Annotated in this window: 13 protein-coding genes, 1 pseudogene and 2 CRISPR repeat arrays; of the genes and pseudogenes, 4 read left to right on the forward strand and 10 right to left on the reverse strand. The window is 37.7% G+C overall.

Features of this window, described 5'->3' with window-relative positions; genetic code table 11:
• Positions 1-14 precede the first annotated feature (14 nt).
• From coaBC to IQ237_RS17380, 7 genes are all read right to left on the reverse strand, one after another.
• Positions 15-1,241 carry a bifunctional phosphopantothenoylcysteine decarboxylase/phosphopantothenate--cysteine ligase CoaBC gene (coaBC, locus tag IQ237_RS17350; protein WP_194057349.1) on the reverse strand — a complete coding sequence of 409 codons (1,227 nt, stop codon included), beginning with the start codon at positions 1,239-1,241 and terminating at the stop codon, positions 15-17.
• Entirely contained in the window at positions 1,241-2,029 is a 789-nt protein-coding gene (locus tag IQ237_RS17355; RefSeq protein ID WP_194057351.1) for a hypothetical protein, read from the reverse strand. Before IQ237_RS17355 ends, coaBC begins: the two co-directional genes overlap by 1 nt.
• Positions 2,030-3,130, reverse strand: coding sequence for a DUF3696 domain-containing protein (locus tag IQ237_RS17360; protein WP_194057353.1), 1,101 nt, complete (start codon positions 3,128-3,130; stop codon positions 2,030-2,032).
• Entirely contained in the window at positions 3,124-4,254 is a 1,131-nt protein-coding gene (locus tag IQ237_RS17365) for a DUF262 domain-containing protein (RefSeq protein ID WP_194057355.1), read from the reverse strand. Before IQ237_RS17365 ends, IQ237_RS17360 begins: the two co-directional genes overlap by 7 nt.
• A 253-nt stretch (positions 4,255-4,507) precedes the next feature.
• The gene (locus IQ237_RS17370; protein WP_194057357.1) at positions 4,508-4,720 is read right to left on the reverse strand and encodes a DUF2555 domain-containing protein; all 213 of its coding nucleotides are present in this window, start codon (positions 4,718-4,720) and stop codon (positions 4,508-4,510) included.
• A gap of 160 nt (positions 4,721-4,880) precedes the next feature.
• The gene (locus tag IQ237_RS17375; RefSeq protein WP_194057359.1) at positions 4,881-5,507 is read right to left on the reverse strand and encodes an alpha/beta hydrolase; all 627 of its coding nucleotides are present in this window, start codon (positions 5,505-5,507) and stop codon (positions 4,881-4,883) included.
• Positions 5,508-5,707: 200 nt separating this feature from the next.
• Positions 5,708-6,583: a M48 family metallopeptidase gene (locus tag IQ237_RS17380; protein WP_194057361.1), complete on the reverse strand. Its 876-nt coding sequence runs from the start codon at positions 6,581-6,583 to the stop codon at positions 5,708-5,710.
• Between the two features lie 181 nt (positions 6,584-6,764).
• Between IQ237_RS17380 and IQ237_RS17385 the strand changes: the two genes are divergently transcribed.
• The 4 genes and pseudogenes from IQ237_RS17385 to IQ237_RS17400 all read left to right on the forward strand — a co-directional run.
• The gene (locus IQ237_RS17385; protein ID WP_194057363.1) at positions 6,765-8,315 is read left to right on the forward strand and encodes a hydantoinase B/oxoprolinase family protein; all 1,551 of its coding nucleotides are present in this window, start codon (positions 6,765-6,767) and stop codon (positions 8,313-8,315) included.
• A 669-nt stretch (positions 8,316-8,984) separates the two neighbouring features.
• Positions 8,985-9,353, forward strand: a complete 369-nt coding sequence (locus tag IQ237_RS17390) for a pentapeptide repeat-containing protein (RefSeq protein ID WP_194057365.1) — start codon at positions 8,985-8,987, stop codon at positions 9,351-9,353.
• A gap of 396 nt (positions 9,354-9,749) precedes the next feature.
• On the forward strand, positions 9,750-10,166 hold the full coding sequence (locus IQ237_RS17395) for a XisH family protein (RefSeq protein WP_194057367.1): 417 nt from the start codon (positions 9,750-9,752) through the stop codon (positions 10,164-10,166).
• A pseudogene (locus IQ237_RS17400) lies at positions 10,154-10,423 on the forward strand (XisI protein); the annotation flags it as partial. The gene IQ237_RS17395 and the pseudogene IQ237_RS17400, both read left to right, overlap by 13 nt.
• Before the next feature lie 63 nt (positions 10,424-10,486).
• Positions 10,487-10,905: a CRISPR direct-repeat array (repeat unit 37 nt; unit sequence GTTTCAATCCCTAATAGGGATTATTTAATGTTGCAAC).
• 201 nt (positions 10,906-11,106) lie between these two features.
• Here IQ237_RS17400 and IQ237_RS17405 read toward each other — a convergent pair.
• The 3 genes from IQ237_RS17405 to IQ237_RS17415 all read right to left on the reverse strand — a co-directional run bounded on the left by IQ237_RS17405 (position 11,107) and on the right by IQ237_RS17415 (position 13,623).
• Entirely contained in the window at positions 11,107-12,159 is a 1,053-nt protein-coding gene (locus tag IQ237_RS17405; protein ID WP_194057369.1) for a hypothetical protein, read from the reverse strand.
• A 172-nt stretch (positions 12,160-12,331) separates the two neighbouring features.
• Positions 12,332-12,829 (reverse strand): hypothetical protein, encoded by a 498-nt coding sequence (locus tag IQ237_RS17410; protein ID WP_194057371.1) that lies wholly within the window; start codon positions 12,827-12,829, stop codon positions 12,332-12,334.
• 395 nt (positions 12,830-13,224) lie between these two features.
• Positions 13,225-13,623, reverse strand: coding sequence for a hypothetical protein (locus IQ237_RS17415; protein ID WP_194057373.1), 399 nt, complete (start codon positions 13,621-13,623; stop codon positions 13,225-13,227).
• A gap of 63 nt (positions 13,624-13,686) precedes the next feature.
• A CRISPR array of direct repeats spans positions 13,687-14,313; the repeat unit is 37 nt; unit sequence GTTTCAATCCCTAATAGGGATTATTTAATGTTGCAAC.
• Positions 14,314-14,332 lie beyond the last annotated feature (19 nt).

Genomic DNA, 14,332 nt, shown 5'->3' on the forward strand with positions numbered 1-14,332 from the left:
CAGGGGGTTTGCCCCTACTGACTCCTGTTGTAAACAATAAAATCAAATAAATAATGCGCCATTTCCAATTTAGAACAAGGGGGAATTTCTATTTCTCTTCCTTCTTTATCTAAAAACACCGCTTGATTATGATCACTGCCAAAACCACTATCAACTTTATCAATAGGGTTCGCTACAATTGCATCTAATTTCTTTCTCTGTAATTTCTCTTTCGCAGGTGTGATAATATCCCCGGTTTGTGCTGCAAAACCGATTAATAATTGCTGGGGTTGTTTAATTTTCCCTAGTTCAGCAACTATATCCGGTACTGGTGCAAGGGGTAAGTTTTCGGGAAGCGATCGCTTGGGTAATTTCTCTATACTATAATCTCTCGGTTTCACATCTGCAACGGCAGCAGACATAATAATAATATCTGCATTTGGTAAATGTTCTAACATTGCTTGCTGCATTTCGGCTGCACTAATTACGGAAATTGCTTCTACTCCTAAAGGTGCATCCCAACTCGCTGGACAATGCACTAGTGTGACTTCTGCGCCTCTGTGCAATGCTGCCTGTGCTAATGCTAATCCCATTTTACCTGTTGAGGGATTGCCTATAAACCGCACGGGGTCTAAATATTCTCGCGTTCCCCCAGCACTGATTAAAACCCGCTTCCCGCTTAAATCTTGAATTCCTTGGGTGTGTAATAAAGATTGAATATTAACAAATATTTCTTCCGGTTCGGCCATTCTTCCTGCACCGATGCGATCGCACGCCAACAACCCAGAACCCGTTCCCATACCATAAAATCTTTTATCTGTCAATACTTGCTGCCAATTTCTTTGTACTGCTACCTGTTCCCACATATCCGTATTCATAGCAGGTGCTAACAAAACAGGACAGGTAGACGCTAAGACAGTATTTGTTAACAAGTTATCTGCCATCCCATAAGCAAATTTAGCTAAAGTATTAGCAGTTAAAGGCGCAATCACAATTAAATCAGCCCATTCCCCTAACTCAATATGCAAAGGACGAGAATAAATAGGTTGCCAAAAATCATCATCTGTATAAGCTTGATGACGAGATAAAGTGGCAAAAGTCAAAGGTTTGATAAATTCTTGAGCAGAATTTGTGAGAATAACTCGCACTTCTACCCCAGATTTAAACAAGGTAGAAACCAATTCACAAACTTTATAAGCAGCAATACCGCCGCATATAGCAACAATAACTTTTTTGGATGGGAGATTTACAGATGATGGCATTATCTCTTTATTTTATTTAATACTTCTTTAGGGACTTGATCTTCAGAAATTGGAAATCCATGATAGGTTGGATAACCCTGTTCATCAAAAGTATTATCTGAATGAAATACATAGAATTTAACACTTTCCTTATGATATCCATAACGTTTTTCACTATTTTCATTACTATTACATACAGAACTATTTAAAACTTTTTGAGCTTCTGCATCTGTTAAATCCATAGGAGTAGCATTTTTCCAATATCCTTGAGGATCATGTTTAGAATGAAGTTGATAACGAGGACATATTTTTTTAGTCTGTTTAATAGTAGTCAAATTTGTGATAGTTATATTTTTTTGCGGAGAATTTATAGATTCTTGAAATTCAACTTCTATATTTTCGTGAATAAAATCAGGGTTATTTTGTAAACTAATTAATATACCTTCCAATTTAGCAGCACCAGCTAATGAACTCGATGAAACATCTTTTTGTTGATGATGACATTGGCAATTATTAAGTAAATCCTGTACATCTATAAAAGGACCTTTTCTTAAAAGTCTCAGCAAAATCATAGCAATCTTTTGTTGATTAGAATTTTTTGAGTTTATATTCTGAAAAATCCATTGACTAATTGTTAATTCTGATGATAGCTTTTGAGAAGCAAAACTGCTATGAGTTTGGATTGGATCACCATTTTGAATAACACTGATTTCTTGAATAATGTCTAAAATATTTTTCATTAATTCATCAGCTTTATAATTATTAGATGCTTGTGCAATAAAAGAAAGTTCGTTAATCAAAAAGTACATTTATAGTAACTCCATTAAATCTTTTTCAGCTTGATCAAAAAATCCATCTGGCCATTTATCAATTCCTCCATCTGGATAAATTCGAGGAGTAATAATTTCTGTTGTTGGTTGTCCTTTTTTTAAATATCTTTCAAAATAGCTAATTTGCACTTTATTAGCATCAAGTTTGTTATATTTTACTGTTTTACGAATACCATTGAGAACATGATCACTATGAGTTTCTAAGATTATCTGAATACCACAACTTGCTGCTAAGGCAATTAATTCTCCCATCTTAGATTGTCCTCTAGGATGAAGATGTGCTTCTGGATTTTCTAATAAAATCAATGTATCTGAACTAGCTGATAATATAGCCACAATAATTGGTAAAGTATAGGTAATTCCAAAACCTACATTAGTTGAACGATAAGAATTATTATCTTCATAGGAATATTGTAAATTTGCTACATCCATTGCTGAATGTAATTTTATATCAATTCTTGTTCCTGGGCTAATTTCTCCTAACCATACTTCAACTTGACTTTTTAAAATATCAGACTGTGCTGATGGATGCGATAGTTGACTATGTGGAATTTTTTTATATTCATTTATGGATAGAAAATGGGGAGTAAATTCACCTTGACTGCCAATTTGCTGATGTTGTCTGACTTTAAAATCGGACATTTGGAAATAATTTCTCGGTGCAATTCTTTCTGCTTTTAAGTAATGAAATTTATCGTTAAAAAGACATGATTTATAAATTGCTACATCAGCACTTGACAATGGAGATATTTGCATTATATCTGATTCACGATCACAATTAAAAATCCAAGTACCTTTAATATCATTATTCATGCCAATTTCTAAAGTTATAAAATCTTCTTTAGCTCTTTTAAAAAGAGCATCTTGTCCAGTACCTATAGATACTAAATCACCGTTTAATACTAAACCTACCCTATCTAATAAATCATCTTGCTGAGAAGATTGACGCAATAGTAATAGAGATTGCAATACAGATGATTTACCAGTGCTATTTAAGCCAGTGAGTAAAGTTAATGGCTTTAAATAAAAAGATTGATTTTCAAATGGTTTGAAATTTTTTAAAGTTAAAGAACTTAACATGATAAAACCTCTTGAATTATTTGATTAATTTGTTCAAACCGATATTGAACTTTACTAGATGCTTGAGATACGGATTTCAGAAAATCAGCATCTTCTATCATTTTTTGTTTAAATATATTATTCAATTTCTCTTTATGATTGATTAATTTTTCAATTTCTTGAGAAGTTAATTTGCTTAAAGTAACTGACCAAACTTCAAACAGAGACTTATTAACTGGTGATTTTTGTGATTTACGAAAAGCCGAATTTCCAAATATTTTCTCAGATGCATTCATAGCTGTAATAAATTTATTCTCTACTTTCTCTATGTAATTAGTATCTATTTTATTTAATTGCTGCATTACTTCATTCAAGAAATAATTACGACCTTTATTGACAGGATAATATTCATAATCATTTAAAGTAAATGCTAGAAAACCAAGTATAAATTCATGGTCATCCATACGTTTCTTTTTTTTTGGACTCAAATTTGTGACTCTTTCAAATTCTGGTAATTTAGCGAATCTCTTCAGGATTTCTATTGCTGGTCCAGGGTTAATTGCTTGTCTAAGTTCTTGCTTATTAAGAGGTAATCCTCCTGTATTAACTCTTTCAAAAATATTATACTTAACTTCAGTAGGAGTTCCAGGTTCAATTAAATAAACTGTTAATTCTGTTTCATCTATACGTCTTTGATAATGACGGGGTAAATCATCATATTTATTCTTTTCTAAATCGCTTAAAAATTGTAATCCTGTTAATTTAAGAGATTTATCTAAAATAAAACTTTTGAATGTATTAATTCTTTGTAAACCATCTATAATAATCCATTTATCATCATCCGTCGCATCTATATAAAATGCTGGCAGCGGAATCCGAATCAAAAGAGATTCAATTAAGCGACTCTTGGCTTTAGTAGTCCAAATACCAGATTGTCGCTGAAAATCAGGAGCTAAGTCAATTTCATCATGTTTAATTCTTTTTAGTAGTAAATCCATTGTCATGGGTTTCGTTTTAACCCTAATTTTTGTAGGATCAAATGGTTCTAAGTTTTCATCCTCATCCTGATCTTGTTCAAAATTAAAATCATCATCTAATTCATTTTCTTGATCTAATAATTCCGGCTGTTGATTATTTGTGATCATTATGACAATCGTTCCTAATTACTTAGATACAAAAAACTGTATATCATTCTCTAATGATACCAAATAATTCATCTACACAAATCATTTAGGTGTTGACTGATAGCATGGCTACCTTGGCATAAGCCTATATTGTTATTGCATCTATTTGTATGCTTCTATTTGAATCATGTAATGATTATTTGCATAAAATGATTTGTATAAGGGTTTAGCAAGGCCAAACCCTTACATAATTCTAAATTGTTAGGTAAAATTTCTATGCCTCGTCGTAGGGTTCTAAATCTAACAAGTAGATGTAAGGCTCAACTAATTCTGGACGCTGAAAGGCGATCGCTCGCAGTAGATGCCAATCATTTAAGCCCTCAAAAGCATTGCTATAATTATCCAATTCCAGACGAGTAGCCAAATCTTTTACATCTGTTGCTGTCATACCAGCAATTTCTTTCTTGGAAATGCTTAGAGTTGTCATAATGCTTGCCCCTCCCTTTTGCAGCACTCGCTTTCAGCCGTGGGTGGAGTTGCGCTAAATGAGCTAGAATATTCCACCCAATCTATATTACTAATTAGTGGGCATGAAATTTGTAAACATTTAGCTGATTTTTATCCTAAAATTGTAAAAAATTGATAACTTAACCATCCGCAATTGTCTTGATAACAAATTTTCGCAATACCTCCAGCATTTCTAAATTGATTTCATGTCCCATCACAAATTCATGATATTCCACTACCACTCCTAATGCTTGTGCCACTTCCTTAGCTTTGGTAGCAGCTGACAATGGTACAACTTGATCCTGTGTGCCGTGCATAATTAATGTAGGTGGAAAATTGCCTTTTTGTAAGTTAGCAAGTTGAGGATGTGGATAGCCACTCATCACTACCAAACCAGCGAGAGGTAAAGTTAACCCCACATCCAACGTCATTGCACCACCTTGAGAAAACCCACTCAAAAAGGTGCGAGACAAAGGTACTCCTGTCATGCTTTCTAAAGACTGCAACCAATCTATCAGTAATTGACGACTTTCTGGCAATCCTTGATACATATTCTCATCCCGCAAATCATACCACGCCCTACCAACAGGGGAATAGGGATGTGGATAAGGTGCATTGGGAAACAAAAATTCACAATCAGGTAAATTGAAATAAGAGGATAAAGATTCTACATCCTCCGCATTTGCACCCCAACCATGTAACGTAACGATTAAAGCTGATGGGGGTTTTTCTGTTTTTGGCGAAATTCTAATGAAATCTAATGTCATGATCAATTATGTTGTTAGTCATTTAGTTAGGGCTGGTAATTGGTAATTGGTAATTGGTAATTAATTATTTACTGTCACCTGTCACCTGTCACCTGTCATCTGTCACCTGTCACCTGTCACCTGTCACCTGTCACCTGTCACCTGTCACCTGTCACCTGTCACCTGTCACCTGTCACCTGTCCCCAGTATTTACCAAGTATTTACCAATTTCTCCAACCACCTTTGGGTGCGGTTTCAGTTTCTCCTTTAAAACCGTGATTTTGCAGAAGTTTATGGTATTCGGTACTACTTGCCCATCTGTCAATTTCCCTGGCTCGCAATACGGGTACTGGATGGCTTAACTGGGCGGTGCGGGCTTCTTTCACCATTACACCCAGTTCGGTTTTACTGATGTCATCATAAGCACGGGCTTGGGCAACAAAAGCATCAAGATTTAATTGAGGTGCTAAGGTGGGAGAACCGCCGGCTAACTTCATTAAAACTGACATGACAACTTTGGGGTTTTGGGTAGCTAACAAAGCAGCGCGATCGCAAGTAAACTCTGCACAACGTACCCATTCTAATAACTGTGCTTGTAATGTTTGAGCTAAAACCGCACCCACATTAGGTAAAATTGCAGCCGCTAAAATGAGTAAGTTCACAGGTGTTAAATAAACACTATGATCGCATTTGAGATGTCCTAACTCATGGGCAATAACCGCTTGTATTTCTTCTGGTGTGAGCATATCAATTAAAGAAGTATGCAACACTACAAAAGGCTGTTTACCCCGCATGGCAAAAGTATAAGCATTAGGGGCGGGATGTTGACGGACGTATAATTGAGGTGGTTCAATATCTAAAATATTGCAAGCGTCTAATAATAACTTGTGTAAATCTGGTAATTGTTTTTCACCCACCAATACACTAGCAGCAATATTTTCTACATAAAAAACCTGTTCTGCCATTGGACCTAGCCAATTTCTGACCATCATATCTATACCAGGAATTTGCTTGAGAGTTTTTGTAGCTTCCAAGTCCAGAGGATGACGGAATGAGTCAGCTTTTAAACCAATTAGAGAAGTTTTAACTAAAGACATAATGATGGCAATCAATAAAAAATATAATTCCCACAGATAGTATAGCGATTTCAGCCCCGTGATACTTGTGAGTACAGGCGATCGCCTTAAACTCACTCCTGGGAGTACGGGCAACCACGGGGGGTTTGCCCCTACGACTGTATCTAAAAAGATGCCAAAAATTAATTAGGAAGAAATTATCATGTACAACACAACTCAACCTGATCCAGTTCGTTTAGAAATATTCAAAAATCTCTATCAATTTATTGCCGAACAAATGGGAATTGTGCTGCAAAATACAGCAGCATCAGTTAATATAAAAGAACGGCTAGATTTTTCCTGTGCGATTTTTGATAGTTCTGGTTTATTAGTTGCCAATGCTCCTCATATTCCTGTACATTTAGGCTCAATGAGTGAAAGTGTCCGCAGTTTAATTAATGATGTTGGTGACACAATTCAACCAGGAAATGTATATTTATCAAATAACCCCTATAACGGGGGAACACATTTACCTGATGTCACTGCTATTACTCCAGTTTTTTTAGCGAGTAATGAAAATATTCCCAGTCCCATATTTTATGTTGCTTCCCGTGGACATCAAGCCGATATAGGTGGTATTACTCCCGGTTCTATGCCTCCCCATAGTACGACAATTTTAGAGGAAGGAATTATTTTTGATAATTTTCTCTTAGTGCAAGAGGGAGAATTTCAAGAAACAGCAATCAGAAATTATTTGTTAAATCATCCCTATCCTAGTCGCAATCCTGACCAAAATATAGCAGATTTTAAAGCTCAAATTGCTGCTAATGAAAGGGGAGTACAAGAACTGCTAAAAATGGTCAAGCAATATGGACTAGAAACAGTTCAACTTTATATGCAGTTTGTTCAAGACAATGCAGAAGAATCTGTGAGACGGGCGATTGATGTTTTAAAAGATGGGTCATTTATTTATGAAATGGACAACAGTGCAAAAATTGAAGTTCATGTAAAAATCAACAGAGAAAAACGCAATGCCAAAATTGATTTTGCTGGAACATCTGCACAATTAAATAGTAATTTCAATGCTCCCAAAGCTGTAACTCAAGCGGCAGTTTTATATGTATTTAGAACTTTAGTTGATGATAATATTCCTCTCAATGCTGGTTGTCTTAAACCTTTAGAAATTATTATTCCTGAAGGTTGTATGTTAAACCCAACTTATCCCGCAGCCGTAGTAGCAGGAAATGTAGAAACTTCGCAAACTATTGTTGATGCTTTATATGGTGCTTTGGGTGTGATGGCAGCTTCCCAAGGAACAATGAATAATTTTACTTTTGGAAATCAAAAATATCAATATTATGAAACTATTTGCGGTGGTTCTGGTGCAGGAATAAATTTTGATGGTACTGATGGGGTTCATACCCACATGACTAATTCTCTTTTAACAGATCCTGAAGTTTTAGAAACTCGTTATCCTGTGTTGGTGGAAAGTTTTAGTTTGCGTTCCCAGAGTGGAGGGAAAGGAAAATATTGCGGAGGTGATGGGGTGATCCGTCGCATGAAGTTTTTAGAACCGATGACTGCGAATATTCTCTCTGGCCATCGTGTTGTTCCTCCCTTCGGTTTAAATGGTGCTGAAGCGGGAAAAGTAGGACGCAATTGGGTACAAAGGCAAAATGGCACTGAGGAAATTTTAGGTAGTACCGCTACTGTAGAAATGCAACCAGGAGATATTTTTGTGATCGAAACTCCAGGAGGTGGTGGTTTTGGCTGAATTTTGCTAAAAATCAAGGTAGCTTTTTTGTAGTTGTGGTTTGTAGTATGGATAACTTCTTACTTAAAAGCTATTTGGTAATTATTAATATTTAATAGTTGATTGGGAAACATCAAATTGATTACCCAGTCCCCAGTCCCTAGTCCCCAACTTTAGACTTTTTATACTATTGCCAGAAAATGTTTACTGTTTGCCTTTGTCTTGATAGTTACTATCCTGGTTGCATCGTTTTCCACCAGTGTCAGTTCATAAACTGTCACTCTCTACACTGGCTATTTGGTGATAAAAGAGATATTCTTATCTAATGCAAGGAGTGATACCACTTCACTCATGTTTGTTACAGGTTATCCTCACAATGCTTTCCCTAATAGCAGTGTGGAGGATTTGAAATGTTACATACAGTGAAATGGTATAAAGTTATACGGGGGAGTGCCTGAGTAAGCAAAAAGGACTCAGGCGCTTTTTCGTGTATAAAAAAAAATGGTTATTTTTCTAGTATCAATTTGTTGGTTTTTAATGGTACTGGAACAGATGGGAAAATACAGGGCAGTGTGTAAGGGGAGAAAAGTTAGTGTTTCTGGCTTTAAATAGCGGTTTGGCTGTTTTTGTGGTTAAATGATAAGTAGGAACAGAAATCACTGTGTCGTTGCTAAAGGCAGTGAAATATAGATGGATGCGGAGGATATTAAACGGCGCTATGCCGCTGGAGAAAGATATTTTATGTCTGCTCACTTGGTTGGAATCAAGTTGATTGATGCTTATTTACCGGGAATCAATTTGTGGGGAGCAGATTTAAGTGAAGCTAATCTGGCTAAGGCTAAACTGTGGGGTGCTAATTTGAGTAGGTCTAATTTAGCTAATGCTAATTTGACCAGGGCTAATTTGTGCGGTGTTAATCTCTCTGAAGCTAATCTTCGGGGTGCGAGGCTGCACTATACTAAGTTATATGGTGCGAATTTGAAGGGCGCTTGTTATGATGACAGCACGCGCTTTTCTAAGGGTTTTGATCCCGTTAGTCATGGTATGCGGAAATTTTGACGTTTTGGTTTTGTTGCTGGTTATGGGGATAAATTTGGCGATCGCTCTTGTTTTTATCTATAGCAGGAGTCAGAAGTAAAACCCTCTTTTAGTAACAGTTTCATTATCAATTAATGTCTTAACCAACCTGTCCAGGGCTATAAAATTTTAACCTATAGCTGTAGCCATTAAGATTGGGACATAAACCATAGGAATTACCAAATATAACAGGAGTCTGTAGGGGTTTAGCATTGCTAAACCTCTACAATATTCCGGTTTAGAACCTGAATTTTGGTACAAGTTTCCATCCCTAATAGGGATTATTTAATGTTGCAATAATTTGTTCTAAGATTGTAATTGACATACTACTCACCCTAAAAGGGCAGAGATTCTGGGCTAAACATTAAAAAGACAACAATGGCAGCTAAAGATAAATTTCATACTGTGGTGAGAAGAGCTTTAGAAAAGGAGGAGTGGAAGATCACTGATGATCCCCTACGACTGGAAGTTGGCGGAACCAAGTTTGAAATTGATTTAGGTGCAGAGCAACTTTTGGCCGCAGAGCGGGGTAAAGAAAAAATTGCAGTTGAGATTAAAACTTTCCTAAGTGATTCACCACTAACCGATTATCATGCCGCATTAGGACAATTTTTGAATTATAGACTTGCTTTAGAAATCAGTGATCCAATTCGTATTCTCTATTTGGCAGTACCAATAGGTGTTTATGAATCTTTTTTTAAGCGGGAATTTGCCCAAATTTCAATAGAGAGATATCAGATTAAACAAATTATTTATGACCCAATTGAAGAGGTAATTTTACAATGGATACCATAGCATCTTATCGCAATATCATTCAGTCGTTGTTGACTGCTTATGCTGCCATCCCGATAGCCAATGGTAAGATTGATTGTTACACTGTTTTTGATACTAAACAAGATCATTACCAAGTCATGAATGTTGGATGGGATGGCCATCGGCGTGTCTATGGTTGTGTTTTACATTTGGATATTAAAGAGGGAAAAATCTGGATTGAGCAAAATATGACGGAAATGATGGTGGCTCAAGAACTTGTAGCGCGAGGGGTTGCAAAGGAAGATATTATTTTAGGTTTTCAAGCTCCTGAAATGCGGGAATATACAGGCTATGGAGTTGGTTGATTGTATTTTAATCATAATTATTTCATGTTGCAACTTTGCAATTTTATAGATTGATTTTGGGTACTATCTCCAGTTTCAATCCCTAATAGGGATTATTTAATGTTGCAACAGAGATAAAATTCCCAAAGGAATTTGAATAACTTCAACTACTAGTTTCAATCCCTAATAGGGATTATTTAATGTTGCAACTTGTCCTCAAAATAATCAACAGAAAAAGAGACACCAAGTTTCAATCCCTAATAGGGATTATTTAATGTTGCAACGGGTTGTCTTGAGTTCAAATCTCTCAGATGGTCAAAGTTTCAATCCCTAATAGGGATTATTTAATGTTGCAACTATCATCTGTTATTTAACAAGTTACTATATTTAAGAACAAGTTGTTTCAATCCCTAATAGGGATTATTTAATGTTGCAACGCCTCTGTTAACTTACCTTGCTGGATACGTTGAGATATTAACTCTTTGTCAGTCACTTCTGTTTGGTCTGGTTCTTCTTCATAGTCATAAGGATTATCACACACTTGCCTGGCTCCTTGAACTACCACTCTGCCTTCTTCTTTGTTTTCTAAAATCATCAGTGATTTATTAACTCTTGTTACTTCAGTCAATCAATCTCTTTTATGGTACAAGCATTGGAGCCATGATAGTCAAGCTCCTAATCTCTGAATAGTTTGGCATAAACGCCAGCTGCAATACAGCAAACCCCAATCCTAGAGGTACTAATGCTAAGGATGACCAACCTGCTATCACGGCAGACTGCAATAGCATCACCACAATGATTATGGAAGGGTCTGGCTCAAACTTTGAGTTACACCAGAGGTACATTGCGACCGCTGGCATTACTCCCAGCAGGACTACAAAGAACAGGTGGTCCAGCCCAGCTCCTGAAACTTGCAAGGTTGGGGTTTGATACCAGCGGTCTGGTCTGAGTAATAAGTCTGCTAGAGGAGTTTTAGTTGAACTCCCATCCCTGAATAACAGACCCAGATTCCAGCCCTCTATAGCTACAGAAGTTAGGTTAGCAATTACTAACCTGTAAGCACCGGGAGCTATGAGCGCAGACGTAGTAGCACTCAGAGATAAACCCGGTGTTACCCAGGTGAGCAGGAATGTCCACAGAATGTTGTTTATCCCTGGTGGAGAGTTCAACCCTCTTTCTCTTAATCTTTGGCTTGGGGTAGGTGGTGGGTCACAGCCCAGCAAGGAAGGGATAGCCAGCCCGGTTAAGATTGGTATTACACTCACTTGGATTGGTAGGAAGGTTTTGACCAGCCACAGAGTAAAACTGGCTCCTCCTACAGCCATTACAACCAAAACCAGATAACCAATCAGGTTGCCTTTCCCTGCATCCTTGTTGAGGAATATCAGCAGAGAGATAATCACTACTGGGAGTATTCCTGTAATAAAACCAGGAGGGCTGGGGATTGGTAGGAAGCAGAACAGTAGCAAAGTCACTACTCTCACTACTTTAATGTTGCCACCTATCTCCTCTGTCAAGGCAGCCGCACTCTCTTTATTTCTTACTAACAGTTGGTTGGGGTCTACATCCTCATTCAGGAGATAAACAATGAAGTAGGCAAGGACTACGGCAACCAGAAAGATTTCTGCTCTGGTTTGAAAGTAGGAACACAGAGTCATGGCTGCTCCCCCGGCTATATAGGGAGTTATCAAAGAATGCCTAGCTAGGTGTAAGACTACCCAGCAGAATAAGGTAAAGGTAACTAGAAAGTGAATGCTCATAGTAATTTGTGTGAGGAATCCTCTCTTTTGGCTTTTTTTCTTAGAGAAGATAATATTACCAGCAGACACTCAAAAGGTCAGTATAAACTACTGACCTTTCAAATTAATCCTTATTCTTCTTCTCACAATTAACTAAATCAACATTCCCGTAGAAGTTCCCTCGCGCGTCAGTCACTTGTACACCACCTACGCTTACTATGCCAGACCTTCGCATAATAACAGCACTCTCTAGGCAGCCAGTGTCTCTAGACTTTGATAGCTCCTTACGGGTTACTCTACCTTCTGAGTTAATAGTAACATTCTTCCAGTAGCTACCCGGCATTAAAGTTGCTCTAACGTTCTTGACAACTCCTCTATCTGTATTTAGGTTGAGAAGGTAATAGCGATCACCTGAGCCGAGGACTTTGATGTACTTGTAGAACCCTATTCTAGGTTGTTCCAGATTGGGCTTCACCCAATCCTTTGCTAAAGTAGGAAGAGGGTTGGGGAATTTTCTTTGATATACGTTTGACCAAAAGGCGCATTGTACTACTAGCAGCATTATATAGAAGAAGAACTCTTTTACTTCTGCTCTGGTCAGAGAGGGCTTTTCTTCACTCATCCTGTTCCCTCTGCCACCCTACCACAGTAGGTCTGTTAAACCCATCAACTGCCAGGGTGGCTTGACCTTTCTGTCCCTGCTGAGTTAACAAGTTGCGCGGGTCCTCTACTCTCAATCTTTCATCATCTGACAAGAAGACAACCACACAGTTCTCCTTCGAGAATTTGTAGGAGAACGTTATATAATCTTTACCCCCGCAGAACCCTAATACTTTGGTTTTGAGAGTATAAGTTCCTGGAGCGGGGTAGGCAGAATGCTTTACTAATGGGTAAACACTACTGCCTAGACCGACACTCACCCAAGCAAGGGCTGGAGTGGCTAGGGCTGCAAATAACAACCCTATTATCTTTATGGGGTGCATAGCTCTCTAGATTTACTAGATTTAGTGTACCCCACTAAGAGCGCACTAACTCCCAAGCCTCTGTCGCACTAAACCCTCTGGAGAGGTAGTCTTTTTCCTCTCTCTCAGCATTCCTAGCTATGTCCTCTTCATCATCACTTGGGTACACAAAAGGAATGTCAGCCACGTTAGCTCCCAGTTGAGCTGGCTGCTCTAAGATAGAGTGTAAGGAAACCTCACTAGGTGGGAAGAATAGGATGCGCCCCCCCAGCTCTGGTTTAGCAGTGCGAAGATAGTCTTGTTTGTACTTACTCCACTTGTACTTTAACTCCAGGTTGTCATGCTCTATAGTTATCTCTGTAGGAGCTGTTGAAAGCTCTACTTCAACATTAGGAAACCACACCAGCCAGCGATCGCCAGCTAGTCTCTCTAGTATGGGAACAACTAACTCCATAGTCACATTGTCAAAGCTTGACTCTAGCTTTTGGTCATATAACTCCCACGCTCTCTCAAATACGTTTCAATCCCTAATAGGGATTATTTAATGTTGCAACAAGTCCTGGTGGTCTGTCAGCTATCACATTAAAAGTTTCAATCCCTAATAGGGATTATTTAATGTTGCAACTCTACTTTAATAGTAGCGAGCCTTTTTGCAAAAGGTTTCAATCCCTAATAGGGATTATTTAATGTTGCAACATGGAGTAGATGCGCGATCGCATCTTCACCAACTTTGTTTCAATCCCTAATAGGGATTATTTAATGTTGCAACTATTAGTAGCCAGTTCCACTGTTTTAGGAGGTTTGACTGTTTCAATCCCTAATAGGGATTATTTAATGTTGCAACGTGCAAGACTAGCACTGGTCATGAAATTACAGCCGATGCCGTTTCAATCCCTAATAGGGATTATTTAATGTTGCAACATGAGGTTGTTACCTTGATTGAAGAAGCACGGGTTTATGTTTCAATCCCTAATAGGGATTATTTAATGTTGCAACGGATGAAGAAGAGGAGTACGACGAAGAGGAGTATGAAGTTTCAATCCCTAATAGGGATTATTTAATGTTGCAACGTAGCAGTTAAACCAGAGGATAAAGAGTTCCTGGAGAGTTTCAATCCCTAATAGGGATTATTTAATGTTGCAACAGCGGCATCCTGGAATCCT

This window comes from Sphaerospermopsis sp. LEGE 08334 (genome assembly GCF_015207205.1).
GTDB lineage: Bacteria > Cyanobacteriota > Cyanobacteriia > Cyanobacteriales > Nostocaceae > Sphaerospermopsis.

What these genes read in the sequence shown, in the direction of transcription:
- coaBC (WP_194057349.1), bottom strand. Translation starts at nt 1,241, where the DNA reads ATGCCATCATCTGTAAATCTCCCATCCAAAAAAGTTATTGTTGCTATA.
- IQ237_RS17355 (WP_194057351.1), bottom strand. Translation starts at nt 2,029, where the DNA reads ATGTACTTTTTGATTAACGAACTTTCTTTTATTGCACAAGCATCTAAT.
- IQ237_RS17360 (WP_194057353.1), bottom strand. Translation starts at nt 3,130, where the DNA reads ATGTTAAGTTCTTTAACTTTAAAAAATTTCAAACCATTTGAAAATCAA.
- IQ237_RS17365 (WP_194057355.1), bottom strand. Translation starts at nt 4,254, where the DNA reads ATGATCACAAATAATCAACAGCCGGAATTATTAGATCAAGAAAATGAA.
- IQ237_RS17370 (WP_194057357.1), bottom strand. Translation starts at nt 4,720, where the DNA reads ATGACAACTCTAAGCATTTCCAAGAAAGAAATTGCTGGTATGACAGCA.
- IQ237_RS17375 (WP_194057359.1), bottom strand. Translation starts at nt 5,507, where the DNA reads ATGACATTAGATTTCATTAGAATTTCGCCAAAAACAGAAAAACCCCCA.
- IQ237_RS17380 (WP_194057361.1), bottom strand. Translation starts at nt 6,583, where the DNA reads ATGTCTTTAGTTAAAACTTCTCTAATTGGTTTAAAAGCTGACTCATTC.
- IQ237_RS17385 (WP_194057363.1), top strand. Translation starts at nt 6,765, where the DNA reads ATGTACAACACAACTCAACCTGATCCAGTTCGTTTAGAAATATTCAAA.
- IQ237_RS17390 (WP_194057365.1), top strand. Translation starts at nt 8,985, where the DNA reads ATGGATGCGGAGGATATTAAACGGCGCTATGCCGCTGGAGAAAGATAT.
- IQ237_RS17395 (WP_194057367.1), top strand. Translation starts at nt 9,750, where the DNA reads ATGGCAGCTAAAGATAAATTTCATACTGTGGTGAGAAGAGCTTTAGAA.
- IQ237_RS17410 (WP_194057371.1), bottom strand. Translation starts at nt 12,829, where the DNA reads ATGAGTGAAGAAAAGCCCTCTCTGACCAGAGCAGAAGTAAAAGAGTTC.
- IQ237_RS17415 (WP_194057373.1), bottom strand. Translation starts at nt 13,623, where the DNA reads ATGGAGTTAGTTGTTCCCATACTAGAGAGACTAGCTGGCGATCGCTGG.